This is a genomic window from Thalassotalea marina (assembly GCF_014656435.1).
Classification (GTDB): Bacteria; Pseudomonadota; Gammaproteobacteria; order Enterobacterales; family Alteromonadaceae; genus Thalassotalea_C; species Thalassotalea_C marina.
Window position 1 is genome coordinate 245,863 of sequence record NZ_BNCK01000005.1, and the last position, 20,335, is coordinate 266,197.

The window sequence follows — 20,335 nt, forward strand, 5'->3', positions numbered from 1 at the left end:
ATCAATAGCAATTGATATTAAAGACTATACACCACACGCGTAGGCTAACGCTTTTGATTTTAATAGCGGAGCTTTGTTTGCTGCCATCAAACCAAAATTACGAACCGCTTTTAACAGGGGATTATCGTTACTAAATGCAGAGTAAAACGCGTCCATGGTCGACATCATTAATAAATTGTCATAGCGACGTGCTTTTTCATAATTGGCAAGTGTGTCGCTTGCATGCCATGCTTGCCCTTCCCCAATAGCTTTAGCAAACACAGTTTGCAGTGCCTTAACATCTTTAAAGCCTAAATTAACGCCCTGCCCTGCAAGTGGATTAATCGTATGGGCAGCGTCACCCAATAAAATTACTCGCCCCTTTACATATTGGTTTGCGTGGCGACGAGTTAGAGAGAAAGCGCCTTTATCTACCACTTGAACTTGACCAAGCCTTGGTGGAAAGTGCTGGTTAATTTCATTGGTCAATTGCTCATTGGTTAGCTGAGACAAACGAGCAAGTTCTTGCTTTTGATGGTACCAAACTAAGGAAGCATGCTTACCTGGCATAGGCAACATAGCTACAGGCCCCGTTGGAAAAAACTGTTGCCAGGTAATATCTTGTTGTGAAGTTTCGGTTTTCACGTTAATCAACATAGCATCTTGCGCATAATCCCAACCCGTTAAGCCAATGCCAGCTTTTTGCCTTATCTGAGAATTTGCACCATCAGCTGCTATGAGTACTTTAACTTGTAGCTGCTTTTCACTTTCAAGCGTTAGCGCTAAGCAATCTTCATTTTGTTCAAAACTGATCACAGCATCAGGGCACATTAATTTCACGCGTGGTGTTTTTTCAATCTGCTGCCACAGTGATAATTGGATAAGTCTATTTTCGACAATATGACCAAGATGTGTTTGGTTTATTTCGTCAGCGTTAAATTCAGTGTAGCTACTTTGCAACTCCCACACCCCCAAACGGCGATATGGGCACACACGCCAGCGCGCAATTTGTTGCCAAGCATTTAACTGCTCTAACAAATGTTGAGAAGCCAGTGATATCGCCGACACGCGCAAGTCAAAGTCCTGCTCTGGAGCAAAATCTTTAGGCTGATATTTTTCAATGAGGGCAACTGTTAAACCAAGTTGAGATAAAGAAAGTGCAGTTGCAGCACCTACCATGCCACCGCCAACAATGGCGCAATCAAACTTTTCCATGACAGTACAATCTGATGTTTTTGCCTATTCTAACCAAGCGGGACAACAAATTCGATGATTAGGATCAGCTTTTTCACATTAATTATTTGCTGTCGAGCAAATCACAGGTTTGTGTGTTAAATAAGTGTGATTTAACAGCAGCCCCCTAGCCACACTCCAAAAGAAGGAGTAAAATACGCCCCCTAAAAATTCTCTAGCAAAAACTAGAATCAATTTTAATAGACAATTGGGCTAAAAACGAATGAGCAAGAAGTTATACATTAAAACCTGGGGCTGTCAGATGAACGAGTACGACTCGCAAAAGATGGCTGATTTATTAGATTCAACACATGGCTTCCAACTGGCTGAAGAAGCTGAAGATGCTGATGTGATCTTATTAAACACTTGTTCAATTCGTGAAAAAGCACAAGAAAAAGTGTTTCATCAATTAGGCCGTTGGAAAAACCTAAAAGACAGCAAACCAGATCTAGTAATAGGTGTTGGTGGTTGTGTGGCATCCCAAGAAGGCGACGCTATTCGTCAACGTGCCCCTTATGTAGATATGGTGTTTGGTCCACAAACATTGCATCGTTTACCTGAGATGATCCAACAAGTTAAAGGCGAACGTAGCCCAGTTGTAGACGTTAGCTTTCCTGAAATCGAAAAGTTTGACCGCTTACCAGAGCCTAAAGCTGAAGGCCCAAGTGCCTTTGTGTCAATCATGGAAGGTTGTAGTAAATATTGTACTTTCTGTGTTGTACCGTACACGCGTGGTGAAGAAGTTAGCCGTCCACTAGATGACGTGCTTTATGAAATTGCACAACTAGCGGAACAAGGTGTTCGTGAAGTTAACTTGTTAGGCCAAAACGTAAACGCCTACCGTGGTGAAATGCACGATGGCACTATTTGTCGTTTTTCAGACTTAATTCGCCTTATCGCGACTATCGACGGCATTGATCGTATTCGTTATACCACATCTCACCCTGTTGAATTTACTGACGATATCATTGATGTTTATCAAGACGTTCCTGAGCTTGTTAGCCACTTACATTTACCGGTTCAAACAGGCTCTGACCGTATTCTAATGCAAATGAAGCGCGCTCATACTGCACTTGAATATAAATCTAAAATTCGCCGTTTGCGTAAAGCACGTCCTGACATCTGCATGTCATCAGACTTTATCGTTGGCTTCCCAGGTGAAACCGACCAAGACTTTGAAGCAACGATGAACTTAATCAAAGACGTTGATTTTGATTTAAGTTTTAGTTTTATTTACAGCGCTCGACCAGGTACGCCAGCGGCTGACTTGCCTGATGATGTTACCGATGAAGTGAAAAAACAGCGTTTGCAAATTTTACAAGATCGCATTAATCAACAAGCATTGCGCATCGCACGTCAAATGTTAGATACAGAGCAACGTATTCTTGTTGAAGGGCCATCTAAGAAAAACCCGATGGAGCTTCGTGGTCGTACGGAAAACAACCGCATCGTCAACTTTGAAGGTCCACACTCTGTGATTGGTCAATTTGTTGATGTAAAGATTACCGATGTATACGCTAACTCATTACGTGGTGACTTAGTCCGCATGGAAAAAGATATGGGGTTACGTATCGCACATTCGCCAGCTGATATATTGTCAAATAGCCATCACAACACGCCAAGTCCAGAAGTAAATGACTTAGGCGTTGGCACGTTCACGCCGTAAATAAGGACTTGATTCTTGAGTAATATTGTTACTGAAAGTTTGAAATTAATGCCTGTTGATAACAACAGGCAAGCGAACCTTTGTGGCCCAATGGATGACAATCTTAAAGCGATTGAGCGCCGCCTTGGGGTAGAAATTAGTTATAGAGCCAATGACTTTCGTGTACTAGGTGAAGTTAACAACGTTAAAGCGGTAGTTAAACTACTTAAAGATTTATACGTTGAAACTGAAACCGTGAAAGGCAAAGAAACCACCATTACTGATGAAATGGTGCATTTAGCAATTCTAGACGCCAATGTGTTAGAACAAGCGCCAACAAAAGTTGATGTTGACTACGAACAAATGGTCACTATCAAAACGAAACGGGGCTTAGTCAAACCAAGAAACAAAAATCAATCGGCATACGTGCAAAATGTGCTAACCAATGATATCAGTTTTGGTATAGGCCCTGCTGGTACAGGTAAAACCTATTTAGCAGTAGCATGTGCAGTTGACGCATTAGAACGACAAGAAGTCCGCCGTATTTTACTGACTCGTCCAGCCGTTGAAGCTGGCGAAAAGTTAGGTTTTTTACCCGGTGATTTATCACAAAAAGTTGACCCTTACCTTCGCCCTTTATACGACGCATTGTTTGAAATGCTTGGCTTTGAGAAAGTAGAAAAGCTGATTGAAAGAAGTGTCATTGAAATTGCACCACTGGCATACATGCGTGGTAGAACTCTTAATGATGCGTTCATTATTTTGGATGAAAGCCAAAATACGACAGTTGAACAAATGAAAATGTTCTTAACCCGTATAGGTTTTAATTCACGTGCGGTGATCACTGGTGACATTACCCAGGTTGACTTACCTCGCGGCCAAAAATCAGGTTTACGTCACGCCATTGAGGTACTTGACGATATTCCTGGGGTGAGCTTTAACTTCTTTATGTCAAAAGATGTGGTTCGTCACCCTGTTGTAGCTCGCATTGTTGAAGCGTACGACAAATATGAAACTAAGGCCAACCGCATTAAAGAAGAAAAAAGACGTCAAGCAGAGCTTGAAAAACAGCAAACAGCAAACCCTGTTGCTAATGTTGCATCAAGTGATACAGCGCCTAACAAAGCAGATAACGAGCAAGCTTAATGTTGACTCATCAGTTAGACCTTCAAATCGCCATTGATGAAAAAAACCTACCCAGCGCAGAAGATTTTCAACGCTGGGTAGATGTAGCTTTATCTGCAGCTAGCAGCCCTTTTGAACTGACTATACGCGTTGTTGATAGCCAAGAAAGCCAAGCATTGAATAGCCAATATCGCGGTAAAGATAAACCGACTAATGTGTTGTCTTTCCCGTTTGAAGTACCCGAAGGTGTTGAAATCAATTTATTAGGTGATTTAATTATTTGTGCGCCCGTGGTTGAACAAGAAGCTATTGAACAACGCAAAAAAACTAACGATCACTGGGCTCATATGGTCATTCATGGCTGTTTGCATTTACTAGGTTACGATCACATTGATGATGACGAAGCCGAAGAAATGGAAGCACTGGAAATAGAAAAATTAAACATGTTAGCCATAAATAACCCTTATATTATCGTGGATAATAATTAAATTTTTCTTGAATTGTTTGAAAAAACTATAGAAACTACAAGACCTACTTTTTTAAAGGAAAAAATACTGCTCTATGAGCGATGACAACCCCCACTCTAGCAACGGCTCTGCAAACAAAACACTGTTAGACAAATTTGTACAGTTGTTTACTGGAGAGCCGAAGAACAAAGACGCACTGGTTGAAGTACTAAATGATGCTGAAGACCGTGAGTTAATAAAACCTGAAACTAAGCTAATGATTGAAGGCGTGCTAGAAGTTTCAGACATGCGTGTAAGAGACATTATGATCCCTCGCTCGCAAATGATCACCCTAGATATAAACTCTCCATTAACTGATTCCTTACCAATTATTTTAGAGTCAGGCCACTCTCGCTTCCCCGTTATCAATGACGATATTGATCATATAGAGGGAATATTATTGGCCAAAGACCTGCTCGCATATGGTTTTGAACAACAAGAAATACCAGCGACGTTAAAAGATGTTATTCGTCCTGCGATTATTGTGCCCGAGAGTAAAAAAGTAGAGCCTCTTTTAAAAGAATTTCGCTCGCAACGTTATCATATGGCCATTGTTGTTGATGAATATGGTGGGGTTTCGGGTGTCGTTACTATTGAAGACATCTTAGAACTTATCGTTGGTGAAATTGAAGATGAAACCGATGATGAAATTGAAGAAGATATTAAACACCTTGCCGGCCAAGTGTACCAAGTTAAAGCGTTAACAGAACTCGAAGATTTTAACGAGTACTTCAATGCTCAATTTGATGAAAATGATTTTGATACTATTGGCGGTTTAGTGCTGCATAAGTTTGGTCATATGCCGAAAAAAGGTGAAGAAATTTCTATCGATCGTTTTGAATTTAAAGTCACATCAGCCGATAGTCGCCGTTTATTAACGGTTCAACTCACTGTACCTAAAAATCACAAAGTGACAGGTAAACCTACCGAATAAATAACATGGGCAAACGACTAAACAATATTGTTGACACTGTGTCAAACAAACGACTGTGGGCGAGTGTTTTATGTGGTGCAAGTTTAGTGTTTGCCTACGCTCCTTTTTCTCTTTGGTGGTTAACACTACTGGTACTACCTTGCTGGATTTACTACGTAAACTATCAAGTAACACAAAGCACTACCCCAGTTAAAACGGCTACTCAACATGGCTTTGGTTTTGGTTTTGGTTGGTTTGGTACAGGGATCAGCTGGGTTCATGTAAGTATCGCTGAATTTGGCGGCGTCCCCTTGGTGGTATCTATTGCCTTGATGATACTGCTTTGTTTGTATTTGGCATTATTCCCAGCCGCTGCACTGTATGCTACGGCTAAAATATCAGACAAACTAAAACGCCCAACCTTGTGGTGGTTATTGGCACCAACTTGGCTATTAGCTGAATATCTTCGCAGTGTTTTTCTAACTGGCTTTCCCTGGCTTTCATTGGGGTACAGCCAAATGGACTCCCCATTGTCTATACTCGCTCCCATAATTGGCGAGATAGGCATCACCTTTGTCATCACCATTTTTGCTGTCTCGTTGTTTTATCTAAGTCATAAAAAGGTAAAACTAGCCAGTGCAGCATTAAGCAGTATTTTAATACTTATCATCCTTGGCTATAACGCAACTTGGGTTACTGATACAGGTAAAACGACCCGCATTGCCCTTGTTCAAGGAAATATTGAACAGTCAATTAAGTGGCAACCTGATCAGCAATGGCCAACAATGCTGAAATACTTAGATTTGAGCCGCGTAAACTATGATGCTGATATTATCGTTTGGCCTGAATCTGCAGTGGCTTCCATTGAAACTTTAAGCACTACACAAGAATTTTTAGATGTTGCCAACCGCTCTGCCGCGTTAAATAACACCGCCATTATCACCGGTATTATTAATTATTATTTTGAAACGGAAAGATATTTTAATGCGCTGATTGTGTTGGGGAAAAAACACGCCGAAGACGACGAAGCCGCGTATTATTACAATAATAAAAACCGCTACTACAAAAATCATTTATTGCCCATTGGTGAATTTGTCCCCTTTGGTGACCTATTAAGACCACTCGCTCCTTTGTTTAATTTACCTATGTCATCATTTACCCGCGGTGACTATGTGCAAAACAATTTATTGGCCAATGGCATTCGACTATTACCATTGATTTGTTTTGAAATTGCCTTCCCTGCGCAGTTATCTGCTAACTTTACAAACCAGACTAATATTCTACTGACCGTCAGTAATGACGCCTGGTTTGGTAATTCTCACGGTCCGCATCAGCACATGGAAATTGCTAGGATGCGTTCGTTGGAGTTCGGCAGACCACTGGTGCGTTCAACTAACACAGGCGTAACTGCAATGACTAATCAATATGGTGAGATCGTTGAAATACTGCCGCAATTTGAGCAAGGGGTTATCAAGGCAGATTTACCTCTAGTATCTGGATTGACGCCATACGCTAGGTGGGGAGATTTACCCACTTATATTTTTGCCTTGTTGTTAACATTAACAATAATTTTTACAACAATATGTAAAAATAAAAAACATCTAAATTCAAACAGTTAATTATTTAAAGAAAATAATTTACGTTAAAAAATAAACCATTTCCTGTGTTCCCTCGACCTACTAACTATTATTCGGGGGAATACAACAATGATAAAAGATACCAGCGAACAAGATGTTCGTGTCACCACCAATACCAGTAAAAAGCCAAAACTTTATATCGCCCTAGCCTCTATCGTGTTTGTGGCAATTGCCGTATGGCAAATTGGCCCAGCGGTCGCTAAATGGGGTAAAGCGAACAATGTCGTAGCAAAAGATCGCGTAAGAATTGCCTCTGTTACTCGAGGCGATTTTACCCGAGATATTTCTGCGTTAGGACGTGTAGTCGCAGCGGTAAGTCCTACAGTATACGCACCTGCTGATGGCACTATTACTCTATTAATTGAAGCTGGCCATGAAGTGGAAGTTGACCAAGCACTAGCTAAACTTGATAGTCCAGAGTTGACCAACCGCCTGTTTCAAGAACAAGCAAATCTCGCCAATTTACAATCTCAACTTAAACGCCAAAAGATCCAAGCGAAAAAGCAACAACTTATCGACCAAAAGGCAGTTGACTTAGCGCAGGTAAGATTAACCTCAGCAAAACGTGAAAAACGACGTGCCGATCAAGGTTTTGAAAAAAGTGCTATCAGCCAAATAGATTATGAAAAGGCTCAAGATGAATTAGAAAATGCAAAACTACAATTTCAACATGCCAAACAGGATTCTAGCTTAAACAGAGAAAGCTTAGATTTCGACGGCGAGTCGTTATCACTAGACATAAAGCGTCAACAATTGCTTGTTGCTGAATTACAAAGACAAGTAGACGGGTTAACTATTCGTTCGCCAGTAAAAGGAATTGTTGGCAACTTAGCCACCAATAATAAAACCTTCCTTAGTAAAAATCAGGAAATACTAACCGTCGTTGATTTAAGTAACTTTGAGGTGGAAATTGATATTCCAGAAAGTTATGCCGACGACTTAGCCATCGGCATGGATGTCAACGTGCAATACGAACAAGCCGACTTTAGTGCTCGCTTGGTGACAATTTCCCCCGAAATACTGAACAATCAGGTTACCGGGCGAGTACGCTTCACTAACCAACCACCAAGAAATTTAAGACAAAATCAGCGCATCAACACCCAAATAATTCTCGAACATAAAGCCGACGTATTACAAGTAAAACGAGGACAATTTCTCGATAGTAGTGGCGGTAGATATGTTTATCTGATCAATGACGACATGGCAATAAAAACACCAGTACGTTTAGGTGCCAGAAGTTTAAGCCATATAGAAATTCTTGAAGGTTTGAACGAAGGCCAGCAGGTGATTGTGTCAAACACTGACCTATTTAACAGCGCAGAACAAGTGTTGCTGACACAGTAACCAACAAAAATATAAAAAGGAATATCCCATGTTAGAGATGAAGAACATAAATAAAATTTTTCAAACTGCAGACGTACAAACTCATGCGTTGCGAGATTTCAACTTAACGGTAAACGAAGGTGACTTTGTCAGTGTTACTGGGCCTTCTGGCTCAGGTAAAACCACTTTTTTAAACATTGCTGGTTTATTGGAAACCTACACCAGTGGCGATTTTTATTTAGATGGACAAAATGTCGGTATGTTAAATGACAGTGGACGTTCAAAAATGCGTAATCAAAAGATAGGTTTTGTTTTTCAGGGTTTTAACCTAATCCCCGATCTAAACCTATTTTATAATGTTGACGTGCCGTTACGCTATCGCGGCTTTAATGCCAAAGAACGCAAGCAGCGAATTGAAGAAAATTTAGCACGAGTAGGTTTAGCCTCTCGCATGAAACATGTGCCATCACAGCTCTCTGGAGGGCAGCAGCAACGTGTCGCTATTGCGAGGGCACTTGCTACTGACCCCCGTTTTTTACTCGCCGATGAGCCAACAGGTAACTTGGACTCTGAAATGGCCGACGGTGTAATGTCATTACTCGAAGATATTAACAAACAAGGCACCACCATCATTATGGTGACCCATGACCCAGAACTAGCATTGCGTGCTTCTCGCAGAATTCAGGTGAAAGACGGCAGGGTAAGTGAATTGGATATCGTGGCAGAAAAAGCCCTAGCCTAGCGCCGTTTATACTAAGGAGAGAACATGTTTAGTTACTACATTAAAATTGCGTTGATCAGCATTAAACGCAATTGGGGTCTTAGCTCATTGATGATTTTAGCCATAGCTCTGGGTATTGGCGCTACCATGACTACAGTGACCGTCAATTATCTGATGTCTGCCGACCCTATTCCACATAAAAGCGATCAATTGTATTACGTGCGTTTAGATAGTTGGGACCCAAACAACCCATATAATGAAGGGATCAGTCCACCTGCACAAATGACATATATTGATGCAACAAACTTGTTAAAAGCTAAAAAAGCGTACCGTCAAAATCTGTCATCACAAGCGTTTGGCGTTATCGAGCCACCTAACCCTGACGACTTGCCTTTATTTGTCTTTGGTCGCGCCAATTCGTCAGACTTCTTTGCCATGTTTGACGTACCATTTTTGTTTGGTTCACCCTGGGATGAAAATTCAGATCTTAGCAAAGAACAAGTCATCGTTTTAAGTAAACAAACCAATGACAGGTTATTTGGTGGCGAAAACTCAGTTGGAAAAACACTACGATTTGAAAGCAAAGTGTTCAAAGTTGTTGGAGTACTTGATCACTACGATCCAAAACCTAGGTATTTTGATATCAGCACAGGCGCGTTTGATGACCCAGCAGATTTCTATGTGCCTTTTAGTTTAATCGCAGAACAAGCAGTAAGACGCTCAGGCAACACTAATTGTTGGAAAACCTTTGGCGACGGGTTTGAAGCATTTTTGGCATCAGAATGTATCTGGATCGCTTTTTGGGTTGAATTGCAAAACCAAGATCAAGTCGAAGCGTATCAAACGTTTTTAGACGCCTACGCCAATGAGCAGAAAAATTTTGGCCGATTTCCTAGGCCAATCGACAATCGACTTACCAATGTCACCGATTACATGGAAGAACGCGAAGTTGTTGCTGACGACGCCCGCATGATGATGGCAATGTCTTTTATGTTTTTAGTCGTGTGTTTACTTAACACGGTGGGTTTACTGCTGGCCAAATTTATTGGTAAAGCACCGGAAATCGGCCTAAGGCAAGCACTGGGAGCAAGCCGTTCGACATTATTTTTACAATACATTATAGAGTCTGGCTGTATTGGCCTAGCTGGCGGTTTACTTGGACTATTGTTCGCCTACTTAGGCCTACAAAGTGTTGAAACCCTGTACGGCAGTTATATGCAAGGATTGGCAACGTTAGATTTTAATATGGTGGTTTTTGCCATGGTATTGGCTTTGGTCTCTACGGTTATCGCTGGCATTTACCCTACTTGGCGCGCATGTCGCATTCAGCCAGCTCGTCAACTTAAGTGCCAGTAAAGCGAGGAATTATATATGTTAGAAATAGGTTTAATTTTTCGCGCACTGATGCGAAATAAAATTGGCGCTTTGTTGATTGCGCTGCAAATAGCATTAACTTTGGCCATTATGGTCAACGCCATATTCATGATCCAAGACAGAAATGTTCAGATGTCCCGCCCGAGTGGTTTAGACGAAAGTAATACCTTTTATTTAACCAATACGGTATTTGGTGAGAACTACAATCTACAAGCCGCTTTACAAACAGACCTTCAAAAGTTACGCAATATGGATGGTATTGACAATGCAATACAAATCAATGCCGTTCCTTTAAGTGACGGCGGCTGGAGCATGGGCTTAGCACGTGAACCTGGTGAAGACAAAAATTCCGTTGGTACAGCTATTTACATGGTTGATGAACATGGTATCGACACCTTAGGAGTAAATCTAATTGCCGGGCAAAATTTTACTCAGCAAGACATTGCGTGGCGTGGTGCACAAGACACCAAATGGCCACCTAAAGCGATAGTGACTAAGGCCTTAGCAACGTCGCTTTTTCCTGATGATTGGCAGTCTGCAGTAGGAAAAACCGTGTTTATTTCTAAAGACCAGCCTATGCAGATTATTGGCATTGTCGAACAGTTACAAGCACCTTGGAATGGTTGGAGTGGTGTTGAACGCAGCACCTTAGTGCCATCGCAATTGGAATCAAAAAGTGCAAAATACTTTATCAGAACAGAAGCTGGCCGTCGTGATGAAATGATGGCAGCGGTAGAAAAGTTTTTATCTGAAAGCGATAAACAACGCATCATTCGACAAGTAATGACAGTAGAAGATACGCGAAAACAAAGTTACCAGCAGCATATAGCAACCAATAAAATTTTAACGACGGTAATTATTACCCTCACAATGATCACTGCTTTCGGCATTGTTGGTTTGGCGATATTTAGTATTAATCGTCGCACTAAACAAATAGGCACTCGAAGAGCTTTAGGTGCAACTCAATGGCAGATAATGCGCTATTTCATGGTGGAAAACTTTATGATTTCAGCGGTAGGTGTCACCATAGGAGCCATAGGTGCAATCGCCCTTAACTACTGGTTAGTGAATACCTTCCAAATTGATCCCATTAGTATCGATTTAATAATCTACGGCGTAATCGCGTTATTCATTGTTGGTCAACTCGCTGTGTTTTATCCAGCAAAACGTGCATCGTTAATATCACCAGCTACTGCAACACGAACAACTTAACAAAAGTTAAACAGGTTGATCTCTTTGGCGCCTCATGGCGCCTTTTTTTTGAAAAAACAGTTTCCCCCAAAACGACAAAAATTGAATAAATGTTAAACACCCCAAAGTAAACTGAGTAATTTTTGTTTAACCTGATAAGATATATCTATCACGTATAACAAAAATATAAAAAATGAATAAAAAGAATATATTTATTGCCACCGTAATGTGCGTATTTGCTGGAAGTGCTTTAGCACAAACAACCTTGTACAAAAACGTCAATGGCTATACGTTATCTAACGGTAAACTTACCCAGTTCCAAGCCATCCGCTTTACAGATGACAAAATAGATAAAATTTATCAGGCAAATGACATCATTGAGTCTAATCAGCAATGGCAAATTATCGATGGGCAAGGAAAAACTTTATTACCAGGCTTGATTGACGCACACGGCCATATTCTCAGTTACGGAAAAAGCTTAATGTCTGCCAACCTAAACGGCACAGATTCTTTAAAAGCAGCCGTTGAAGCAACCGCTAGTTATGCCGCTAAGAATCCAGAACTAGAATGGATCATGGGTCGCGGATGGAACCAAGAATTGTGGCCAAGCAAATCATTTCCTAATGCCGCCGCACTCGATAAACTATTTCCAAACACGCCTGTATATTTGTCTCGAGTCGATGGACATGCCGCTTGGGTAAACAGCAAAGCCATGGCGTTAGCGGGTATTAACGATAATACCTCATCGCCAAGTGGCGGCGAAATAATGAAAGACGCATCAGGCAATCCAACGGGTATATTTATTGACAACGCGATGAGCCTGTTTGATAAGTACACAAAATTACAATCTAAATCTCAGCAGCAGCGCCTAGTAGCCAAAGCAATGGAAGAATTAGCAAGCTACGGCATCACCAGTGTACACGACGCAGGTATAGATGAAGATAACTTGCAAGTATTTGAGCAACTTGCCAAAGAAAATAAACTGCCTATTCGTGTCAATGCCATGCTAAATATTCCGTCTCATAATTGGCGCAATGTGTTAGCCAAAGGAACATTTCAGTCAAATAATGGCATGCTGCAATTTAACAGTGTAAAAATTGTCGCCGACGGAGCCTTGGGCAGTCGTGGTGCTGCAATGATAGAAGACTACAGTGATCACAAAGGCCACAAAGGCTTGCTTATTCATGATGAAGCAACATTAAAACAATACATTAATGAAGCGATGGACTACGGATTTCAGGTCAATACCCACGCTATCGGTGATAATGCTAACCACTTAGTGCTTGAGAACTATGAGCAAGCTATAAAACGCCATAACGCTAAAAGCTTAAGACATCGTATCGAACATGCACAAGTGCTAACGCTCGACGATATATCACGGTTTAAACCATTAGGTGTCATTGCTTCAATGCAAGCCATACATGCAACTTCAGACAAAAATATGGCTGAAGATAGATTGGGTGACCGCATTCAAGGTGCTTATGCATGGCGAAAACTGCTAAATGCTGGTGCCATCATTGCGGCTGGCTCCGACTTTCCAGTAGAGTCACCTAATCCTTTTTGGGGTTTACACGCTGCGGTAACTAGACAAGATAAAAATAACAGCCCAGCCAATGGCTGGAAGCCGAAAGAAAAAATGACAACGGTAGAAGCATTTCGTAGCTTTACCACTGACGCGGCTTTTGCAGGTCATCAAGAAAATATGATAGGCTCGTTAACAGCAGGGAAAAAAGCTGATTTCATCATTATTGACAAAGACTTATTTAACATATCACCTGCAGAGATTTGGCAAATAAAGGTCAAAGAAACTTGGGTTAATGGTGTACAAGTATTCAATCGTCAATAGCAGTTAATCTTTAATATCCAGTGATACGTATGGATAAAACATTTAAAGATTTTTAATATAACCTAGCATTAGCCATTCAAGGACAAAATCTCGGTTAATGCTTCTGTGAAGGAGTTGACGAGTCAGGGAGACTGTGCAGATAAGTGTCTGGTTTAGGACAAATGTAGTGACATTTTAAGTATTTATTGGAGCGCCTTTGTTTAAATTAAAACTGTTATTCACTTTGTTAATTTTGCTTTCGATAGCATCATCAACATACAGTAAAACAGCAACAGAAAAATCAATTTTTGTTGTCGGATCTACTTCTGCTGGTCAGCTTTTTGATAGCCTTGAACAATCTTTTTATAACAAAACAGGTTATAAATTAATTGTGCGTGCTATTGGCTCTAACAAAGGCGTTATCGCCGTAGCAGAAGGAGTATCTGATGTTGGCATTATTTCTCGTTTTCTAACTCCAGCCGAACAAAACCGCTTTCCGCAACTAGCGCAAATTACCATTGCCCAAGATGCTATTGTTTTTATCACTAATGAAAAAAACAAACAAAAATCACTTCGTCGTCAAGACATCATCAAAATGTATACCAGTAACGACCCTATTTGGCCTGCTACTGGTAACAAAGCACTTTTGCTGAGCAAAAATTTAGGTCACGGTACTCTCGACTCGTTTATCGACTTCTTTGGCTTAGATAGTGTGTTGTCACCTGATGGTCAAGGCCTATTGTTTAAACCCGCTGGTATAAACTTTTTATATAGTAAAAATAAAACCGTACCAAACGATAGAATAAATCAGGCCATTGCTTATACATCCAGAGAGCCAAATGCATTGGCCTTTGAATCGATGGGTGCATTTACTCGCTTTATGGCAAATAAACAAGATATTCGCTCTAAACTGCTTAATTTTGAAGGTATTCCTGTACTTAAAGACGGTAAGCTGAATCTAGACTACCCAGTTAAACGACCACTAAACATATTAATTAATCACCAAAAATCTGCTGGGGTCGATGCACTTATCGCTTATTTACAAAGTGATGAAGCCAAAGAAATAATTGAACAACATAACTTTATCGCCGTAAATTAATGGCTTTTTTATGATTTTATTGATGCCACAACAAGGATATTAACGTTGCGTATTTTTATACTTGTATTCGCCCTTTGCAGCTTTCAACTTTATGCAAAAGTAAATAAGGATAAACGCCTATACATTGTTGGTTCATCCTCGGTTGAAAACATGCTAGAAAATACCGCTAGTCAATTTGACCAACAAACAGGCTTAAGTGTGGTAAAGCGCTCCGTTAAAAACGGAGATGAAGTTGATGATGTGGGCACTGAAATTTCTCAGCTTGCAATAATGTCTCGGCCATTAACGGCAATTGAACTGCGCCGTTATCCTGATTTAATACAGACCAAAGTTGCTTATGACGCTATTGTTTTCTTCACACATAAATCAACACCTGTATCAAATATTACCACCAATGATATTGTTAACATTTATACCCAAGTAAACCCCAAGTGGCCTGATATTAACGAACCTGTTTACCCAATGAGTAAAAATATTGAACATGGGCTCCATCAAGCGTTTACCGAGTTACTTGGGCTTGAAAGCAGTCGTGTGCCTTCTCAACTTGGTATGAGGTTTAAACAAAAAGGCAGTATCGATGATTACAATGATGCGTCCGTTAGCTCTTTTGGTCGCGTCAGCCAAGCGGCTCGTAAAATTGCCAGAAAAAGTAACTCCATTGCCTATGATTCACTAGGAGCTTACCAAAGTTTTGTGCAAACACTTGCCATGCCAAAAACTAAATTACTTGCCATTAATAATATAGAGCCAATTCAAAGTGGCATGGCTAATGCTGATTACCCTTTTAAACGTGCGCTTTACATCATACACAATAAAAACAGTAAGCTAGGTGAACAGAAGTTTGTCGACTTTTTATTGAGTGCTAAAGGGCAAGAGATCATCAAACAAAATTATTATTATCCGCTATGAAAAAGGGCTTGGTAATAACCAAGCCCTTTAATCATTATTCTTCGTCGTCTTCGACTCGAACACCCCAAACGTCATGTTCATCAGCGTGAATAATTTGCACCCAAATTTGATCACCTGGTTTTACGTCAAATTCATCGGTCAAATACACTTTACCGTCTACTTCTGGTGCATCCATGTAAGAGCGTCCAACGGCACCTTCGCTATTCACTTCATCAATCAATACTAAATATTCTTGACCAATTCTATCTTGAAGTTTCGCTGCACTGATTTCAGCTTGAACCGCCATAAAGCGCTGAAGTCTATCTTCCATAACGTCATCTGAAACATGGTCAGGTAAATCGTTAGCGGTTGCACCTTCTACTGGTGAATATTTGAAACAACCAACACGGTCAAGCTGTGCTTCACGTAAAAATTCTAATAATTCTTCGAACTCTTCTTCTGTTTCCCCTGGGAAACCAACAATAAAGGTCGAACGAATAACTAGCTCAGGACAAATTTCACGCCATTTTTTAATACGCTCCAACACTCGTTCAGAGCTGCCAGGGCGCTTCATTAATTTCAAAATGCGCTTGTTTGCATGTTGAAATGGAATATCTAGGTAAGGCAATATTTTACCTTGTGCCATTAGTGGAATAATGTCATCAACATGCGGGTATGGGTAAACATAGTGCAAACGAACCCACACGCCTTGTTTGGCAAGCTCTTCACACAAAGCTTTCATGTGCGTTTTAACCGGCATGCCTTCGTAAAAATCCATTTTGTGCTTTACGTCTACACCATAGGCAGAAGTATCTTGAGAAATCACCAATAATTCTTTTACGCCAGCATTGGCTAAGCGTTTAGCTTCACCTAATACATCTCCAACAGGCCTTGAGTCTAAATCACCACGCATTGATGGGATAATGCAGAATGTGCAACGATGATTACACCCTTCTGATATTTTTAAATAAGCAAAGTGTTTTGGTGTTAATTTAACGCCGTGATCAGGGATAAGATCAACAAATGGGTTATGTTTAGGTTTTGCCACATGTTGATGTACTTGGTTCAACACTTCTTCGTAGGCATGAGGGCCGGTCACCCCTAAAACATTAGGGTGAATTTGCGTGATTTCATCTTCTTTAGCGCCTAAACAACCGGTAACAAGCACTTTACCGTTTTCTTTTAACGCTTCACCAATGGTATCTAACGACTCCTGCACGGCCGCATCAATAAAACCACATGTATTTACAATGACCATGTCAGCATCGTCATAACTAGGTACAACTTCATAACCTTCTGTGCGAAGCTGAGTCAAAATACGCTCTGAGTCGACTAAGTTTTTTGGGCAGCCCAAAGAAACAAAACCTATTTTTGAACCTGCCTCACTTTGCTGAGAGTTTTGCGCAGCCTGCTCGGCAATCACCTTATTGGGCGTTTCCAATGTAGTGGTTTGTTTTACGTGGTTAGGATCAAATTGTTCAACGGTCATACTATGCCTTCAATGCTCAATGTCGATTAACATGGTCAAATTTTGAGTGCGCGGATTATACAGTATCTATCCTAGGAATGATATGACAGCCTTGCTGCGATAAATTCGTTAGCTAATAAACTGTTTTAGCTAGCCAATACTTTGTTTAACCAGGAGATTTTTCTTGAACATGTGTAAAAACTCGATTTAATACAGGGTCATTTTGCTTTGCTAAATCTTTACCCATTGGCTTTATAGCTATATAAGGAAAGTACCTAAACCAACCCAGTTTTCAGCATTTAACTATTTCACCTTTTAAAACAAGATCTTGCCTAACCTCAACCCTGTAACAAAAAATAGTCTGGCTTATGCTACTCGCAGGCAGTACACCAACAAATGTGCTGCGGATTAATATATTAAACCGTCACCAGAGCCCCATTTGCGACAGATGTTCAGCCATTCAATTTAGCAAATATTTGTTTTATAAATTGAAAAAGGGGTAATCGATTAAACTGCAACCAATTACCCCTGTATAGTAATTTCAGTATAAGATTGACCAGGCTTTAGTTATACCCCAAAACAAAACCTTGATTAACTTGGTCAATTAACTGGTGAGCTTGCTGCTCTTCGTTGTATGGCTCTATCATCGTTTGTGTTGCCATAGTTTGATAACTTGCAACAATGCTGCGATGCACATGTCGATCGTTTGATAAATTTCTGTCGTGATGTTTGGTGTTTATAGACTGCATAATATCACCTCGCTTTGTTTGTTCACTCAGTAATACGCAAGTTTTTGACCAACTCAAATAAAAAACCATCACATTGAAATATTTAGCATTTTGCTAGGCATTAACATTGTGCAATCGCAAATTGCAACACAATTTTCGTATTTTGCATTGCAAATTAAAAAAGTTTGCTCAGGCGAATACAATTGAAACTCTGTGGGATAAATTCAATAGCAACCTCAAAAACTAAAGCAAATTGTTAACTTTTTTCAATGCGTTTAAGCGGTAGTAATAATAGCGCTAAAGTAAATAAAACAAACCCAGCAGGCTCTGGTATTTGTACAGTCCTTAAGCCTATGTTTCGGATCAATACCTCCATATTATCATCACTAAAAGCGCGATTTTTTAAACGTTCAGCATTTGGCATAGATGTTGGAGACGCCCCGGTTGCCATGATGCCGTAAATTGACTCTCCAGGGTTTGATGCTGGCCCAGATGGATGCAATAAACCAAGTCCATGAGCAATTTCGTGTGACAATGTACCTGCTATTGCGTTGACTGCTTCGTTAAGATCCCAAATGCCACCCGCCGCTGGTAGTAATGCGCTAAAAATAGTATTGGAAAACACTGATCCAAATATTGTGTTAATTGGTGCGCTGCCATTTGCAACACAGAAATAACAAGCGACACCGAGCCCGCCGTGCGGCCCTGCCACTCTACTGCCTATCTGCATGGTGTAGTGATTAGCGTCAATTGCCGAAACATCGGTGTCAACGCCTGCAATCATAAAATCGATATCTAACTGTTGATTTGCAGTAATAAAGTTATAACTTGTGCTGTAATAGTCTTGTTTTACTGCTGCTAAAATTGCACTGGTCATGGTGTTAAAACTTTCACCTAACCCACTGGCTTGGTTAACATCGAAACTATTGGTAGTATTACCCCACATATCAGTAGAGCTATTAGTTGAAAAATCTAGTTTAATTAACAGTGCATTGGCATTTAAACTGCAACACAAGATTAAAAATAAAACGATGATATGTAAAATTTTCATTATGGTATCCCTTCCCTATTAAAATTTTAGTATCCACTAGTGTAACGTCGTTACTGATAAACAAATGACTATTTAACGTTAGCAAAGTACCTATGTTTTGCCAGTTTAAAATTGTTTTGTATTTTGGTTTGTTTGTAGGTTAATCCGCTAAGTTAAACGCGAGACTTAACCTACATATCAAGTCACAAATATAAATTATTTGTTTGGCTGCCAAGCAAACTTTTCAAATAAAGGGTCTAACGGCGTATGAGCAACATGATTAACATAGTTGCTAATCACCTTTTGAGATAAACCTAATATCACTTCTAACACTTGCTTATGACCATAACCCGCAGCAAAAAACGCTTCTAGTTGCGGTTGTTCAACAAAGCCTCGTTGACGAACAACAGCAAGGGTAAATTCGTGCAACGCCTGCAATTTTTCTGTAGGTAATGGTTGGTTGTTTCGTAATGCTTCACTAATAGCAGGGTTTACTTGCATCATATTCGCAATAGCTGTGTGAGCTGGTACACAGTAGGTACATTCATGCGCTACATTTATTGTTTGCCAAACAACCGTTAGCTCTTCTTTATCAAATGACGTCGCGGCAAATTGCTCATGTAAGTGCTTATAGGCTTTAACAATTTCTGGAGACTCCGCCATAATAGAATACAACAAAGGGATTGCCCCCATTTCCTTTTGCGCTGATTCTAAAATATCTTTTGCCCCTTGTGGTGCAGTTTCCACAGTGTATCGTTTAAATTCGCTCATTTAATTAACTCCAGTTTATGTTTTATCAGTTAAGTTTTTATCAATGTAGGTTGATGACATAAACTATACGCATAATTGAACGACCGCTCAATAATTATTTGAACACTCGTTCAATTAATTCAAAAAAAATACACTACAGCATTGATATTTATATAAATATCAATTTACTTCACACCAGGCCATTTAGTTATATACACAATTTTCTGCCAATATTCATGCTTTACCCTACTCAATCACCCGACTATAATTGAACACATGTTCAAACATTTTGAAATAATGTGATATATGGCTAAAACAGCAAAATTTGATCGCCAACAGGTTATTGATCTAGCGACCAATTTGTATTGGCAAAAAGGGTTTCATGCTACTTCAATGCGAAACCTACAAGATGAAATAGATATGAGGCCAGGAAGTATTTACGCTGCATTTGGTAATAAAGACGGCTTATTCAAAGAAACATTAAAAAACTATACTGATGCGGGCATTGCTCAAATAACAAAGTGCCTTGATATGCATGATTCTCCGCTTGAAGCATTAAAAGCATTTGTTAGATTCCAAGTAATTGACTCTAAAGAAGCCGCTCCAAGTGGTTTATGCATGTTAACAAAAACCATTGGAGAACTAACCAGTGATAACCAAGAGTTAATCGAGCTTACCAAAAGCCACTTGAGTCAGATTACTGGTACTTTTGCTAAAGTAATAGCCCAAGCTCAAGAATGTGGTGAGTTAAGTAACGTTAAATCTTGCGATGAATTAGCTAATTACTTACAAGTTCAAATTACTGGCTTAAGAACTTTTTCCAAAGTTAATCTTAATAATGAGCAGCTTGCTTTAATGATAGAAGAGGTTTTCACTCACTACCCTTTTAATGTTTAAACT

Annotated in this window: 18 protein-coding genes; 13 read left to right on the plus strand and 5 right to left on the minus strand. The window is 40.0% G+C overall.

All coding sequences use genetic code 11. The features are described from left to right. Nucleotides 1-24 precede the first annotated feature (24 nt). Nucleotides 25-1,194: an FAD-dependent oxidoreductase gene (locus tag IE199_RS12710; protein ID WP_189771064.1), complete on the minus strand. Its 1,170-nt coding sequence runs from the start codon at nucleotides 1,192-1,194 to the stop codon at nucleotides 25-27. Nucleotides 1,195-1,435: 241 nt separating this feature from the next. On the opposite strand from IE199_RS12710, the gene miaB reads away from it, so the two are divergent. The 12 genes from miaB (at nucleotide 1,436) to IE199_RS12770 (ending at nucleotide 15,480) form a co-directional block, all read left to right on the plus strand. Continuing rightward, the gene (miaB, locus tag IE199_RS12715) at nucleotides 1,436-2,878 is read left to right on the plus strand and encodes a tRNA (N6-isopentenyl adenosine(37)-C2)-methylthiotransferase MiaB (protein ID WP_189771066.1); all 1,443 of its coding nucleotides are present in this window, start codon (nucleotides 1,436-1,438) and stop codon (nucleotides 2,876-2,878) included. A gap of 15 nt (nucleotides 2,879-2,893) precedes the next feature. Next, a complete protein-coding gene (locus IE199_RS12720; RefSeq protein ID WP_189771068.1) occupies nucleotides 2,894-4,003 on the plus strand; it encodes a PhoH family protein in 1,110 nt (369 codons plus the stop codon). A 2-nt stretch (nucleotides 4,004-4,005) separates the two neighbouring features. Beyond that, nucleotides 4,006-4,470 carry an rRNA maturation RNase YbeY gene (gene ybeY / locus IE199_RS12725; RefSeq protein ID WP_189771369.1) on the plus strand — a complete coding sequence of 155 codons (465 nt, stop codon included), beginning with the start codon at nucleotides 4,006-4,008 and terminating at the stop codon, nucleotides 4,468-4,470. 73 nt (nucleotides 4,471-4,543) lie between these two features. Beyond that, nucleotides 4,544-5,422: a CorC family transporter gene (locus IE199_RS12730; protein WP_189771075.1), complete on the plus strand. Its 879-nt coding sequence runs from the start codon at nucleotides 4,544-4,546 to the stop codon at nucleotides 5,420-5,422. Nucleotides 5,423-5,427: 5 nt separating this feature from the next. Continuing rightward, complete coding sequence (gene lnt / locus IE199_RS12735) at nucleotides 5,428-7,020, plus strand: apolipoprotein N-acyltransferase (RefSeq protein ID WP_189771077.1); 1,593 nt, start codon at nucleotides 5,428-5,430, stop codon at nucleotides 7,018-7,020. 87 nt (nucleotides 7,021-7,107) lie between these two features. Beyond that, on the plus strand, nucleotides 7,108-8,382 hold the full coding sequence (locus IE199_RS12740) for an efflux RND transporter periplasmic adaptor subunit (RefSeq protein WP_189771079.1): 1,275 nt from the start codon (nucleotides 7,108-7,110) through the stop codon (nucleotides 8,380-8,382). Between the two features lie 28 nt (nucleotides 8,383-8,410). Next, nucleotides 8,411-9,103, plus strand: a complete 693-nt coding sequence (locus IE199_RS12745) for an ABC transporter ATP-binding protein (protein WP_189771081.1) — start codon at nucleotides 8,411-8,413, stop codon at nucleotides 9,101-9,103. 24 nt (nucleotides 9,104-9,127) lie between these two features. Continuing rightward, on the plus strand, nucleotides 9,128-10,438 hold the full coding sequence (locus tag IE199_RS12750; protein ID WP_189771083.1) for an ABC transporter permease: 1,311 nt from the start codon (nucleotides 9,128-9,130) through the stop codon (nucleotides 10,436-10,438). A gap of 15 nt (nucleotides 10,439-10,453) precedes the next feature. Next, nucleotides 10,454-11,668: an ABC transporter permease gene (locus IE199_RS12755; RefSeq protein WP_189771085.1), complete on the plus strand. Its 1,215-nt coding sequence runs from the start codon at nucleotides 10,454-10,456 to the stop codon at nucleotides 11,666-11,668. Nucleotides 11,669-11,840: 172 nt separating this feature from the next. Next, complete coding sequence (locus tag IE199_RS12760; protein ID WP_189771087.1) at nucleotides 11,841-13,493, plus strand: amidohydrolase; 1,653 nt, start codon at nucleotides 11,841-11,843, stop codon at nucleotides 13,491-13,493. A 196-nt stretch (nucleotides 13,494-13,689) separates the two neighbouring features. After that, entirely contained in the window at nucleotides 13,690-14,571 is an 882-nt protein-coding gene (locus tag IE199_RS12765) for a substrate-binding domain-containing protein (protein WP_189771089.1), read from the plus strand. 45 nt (nucleotides 14,572-14,616) lie between these two features. Further along, a complete protein-coding gene (locus IE199_RS12770; protein ID WP_189771091.1) occupies nucleotides 14,617-15,480 on the plus strand; it encodes a PstS family phosphate ABC transporter substrate-binding protein in 864 nt (287 codons plus the stop codon). 34 nt (nucleotides 15,481-15,514) lie between these two features. Here the strand turns inward: IE199_RS12770 and rimO are convergent, their stop codons facing one another. The 4 genes from rimO to IE199_RS12790 all read right to left on the minus strand — a co-directional run bounded on the left by rimO (nucleotide 15,515) and on the right by IE199_RS12790 (nucleotide 19,456). Continuing rightward, nucleotides 15,515-16,948, minus strand: coding sequence for a 30S ribosomal protein S12 methylthiotransferase RimO (gene rimO, locus IE199_RS12775; RefSeq protein ID WP_189771093.1), 1,434 nt, complete (start codon nucleotides 16,946-16,948; stop codon nucleotides 15,515-15,517). Between the two features lie 542 nt (nucleotides 16,949-17,490). Then, nucleotides 17,491-17,676 (minus strand): hypothetical protein, encoded by a 186-nt coding sequence (locus tag IE199_RS12780; protein ID WP_189771095.1) that lies wholly within the window; start codon nucleotides 17,674-17,676, stop codon nucleotides 17,491-17,493. 235 nt (nucleotides 17,677-17,911) lie between these two features. After that, nucleotides 17,912-18,706, minus strand: a complete 795-nt coding sequence (locus IE199_RS12785; RefSeq protein ID WP_189771097.1) for a hypothetical protein — start codon at nucleotides 18,704-18,706, stop codon at nucleotides 17,912-17,914. Between the two features lie 195 nt (nucleotides 18,707-18,901). Next, on the minus strand, nucleotides 18,902-19,456 hold the full coding sequence (locus IE199_RS12790) for a carboxymuconolactone decarboxylase family protein (protein WP_189771100.1): 555 nt from the start codon (nucleotides 19,454-19,456) through the stop codon (nucleotides 18,902-18,904). 285 nt (nucleotides 19,457-19,741) lie between these two features. Between IE199_RS12790 and IE199_RS12795 the strand changes: the two genes are divergently transcribed. Further along, nucleotides 19,742-20,332 (plus strand): TetR/AcrR family transcriptional regulator, encoded by a 591-nt coding sequence (locus IE199_RS12795; RefSeq protein WP_189771102.1) that lies wholly within the window; start codon nucleotides 19,742-19,744, stop codon nucleotides 20,330-20,332. The last annotated feature ends 3 nt before the right edge of the window (nucleotides 20,333-20,335 follow it).

Bases quoted from the DNA above. Each gene is read 5' to 3' on its own strand.
- IE199_RS12760 (WP_189771087.1), top strand. From the start codon at position 11,841: ATGAATAAAAAGAATATATTTATTGCCACCGTAATGTGCGTATTTGCT.
- IE199_RS12785 (WP_189771097.1), bottom strand. From the start codon at position 18,706: ATGAAAATTTTACATATCATCGTTTTATTTTTAATCTTGTGTTGCAGT.
- miaB (WP_189771066.1), top strand. From the start codon at position 1,436: ATGAGCAAGAAGTTATACATTAAAACCTGGGGCTGTCAGATGAACGAG.
- IE199_RS12740 (WP_189771079.1), top strand. From the start codon at position 7,108: ATGATAAAAGATACCAGCGAACAAGATGTTCGTGTCACCACCAATACC.
- IE199_RS12750 (WP_189771083.1), top strand. From the start codon at position 9,128: ATGTTTAGTTACTACATTAAAATTGCGTTGATCAGCATTAAACGCAAT.
- lnt (WP_189771077.1), top strand. From the start codon at position 5,428: ATGGGCAAACGACTAAACAATATTGTTGACACTGTGTCAAACAAACGA.
- rimO (WP_189771093.1), bottom strand. From the start codon at position 16,948: ATGACCGTTGAACAATTTGATCCTAACCACGTAAAACAAACCACTACA.
- IE199_RS12730 (WP_189771075.1), top strand. From the start codon at position 4,544: ATGAGCGATGACAACCCCCACTCTAGCAACGGCTCTGCAAACAAAACA.
- IE199_RS12780 (WP_189771095.1), bottom strand. From the start codon at position 17,676: ATGCAGTCTATAAACACCAAACATCACGACAGAAATTTATCAAACGAT.
- IE199_RS12710 (WP_189771064.1), bottom strand. From the start codon at position 1,194: ATGGAAAAGTTTGATTGCGCCATTGTTGGCGGTGGCATGGTAGGTGCT.
- IE199_RS12795 (WP_189771102.1), top strand. From the start codon at position 19,742: ATGGCTAAAACAGCAAAATTTGATCGCCAACAGGTTATTGATCTAGCG.
- IE199_RS12745 (WP_189771081.1), top strand. From the start codon at position 8,411: ATGTTAGAGATGAAGAACATAAATAAAATTTTTCAAACTGCAGACGTA.
- IE199_RS12755 (WP_189771085.1), top strand. From the start codon at position 10,454: ATGTTAGAAATAGGTTTAATTTTTCGCGCACTGATGCGAAATAAAATT.
- IE199_RS12790 (WP_189771100.1), bottom strand. From the start codon at position 19,456: ATGAGCGAATTTAAACGATACACTGTGGAAACTGCACCACAAGGGGCA.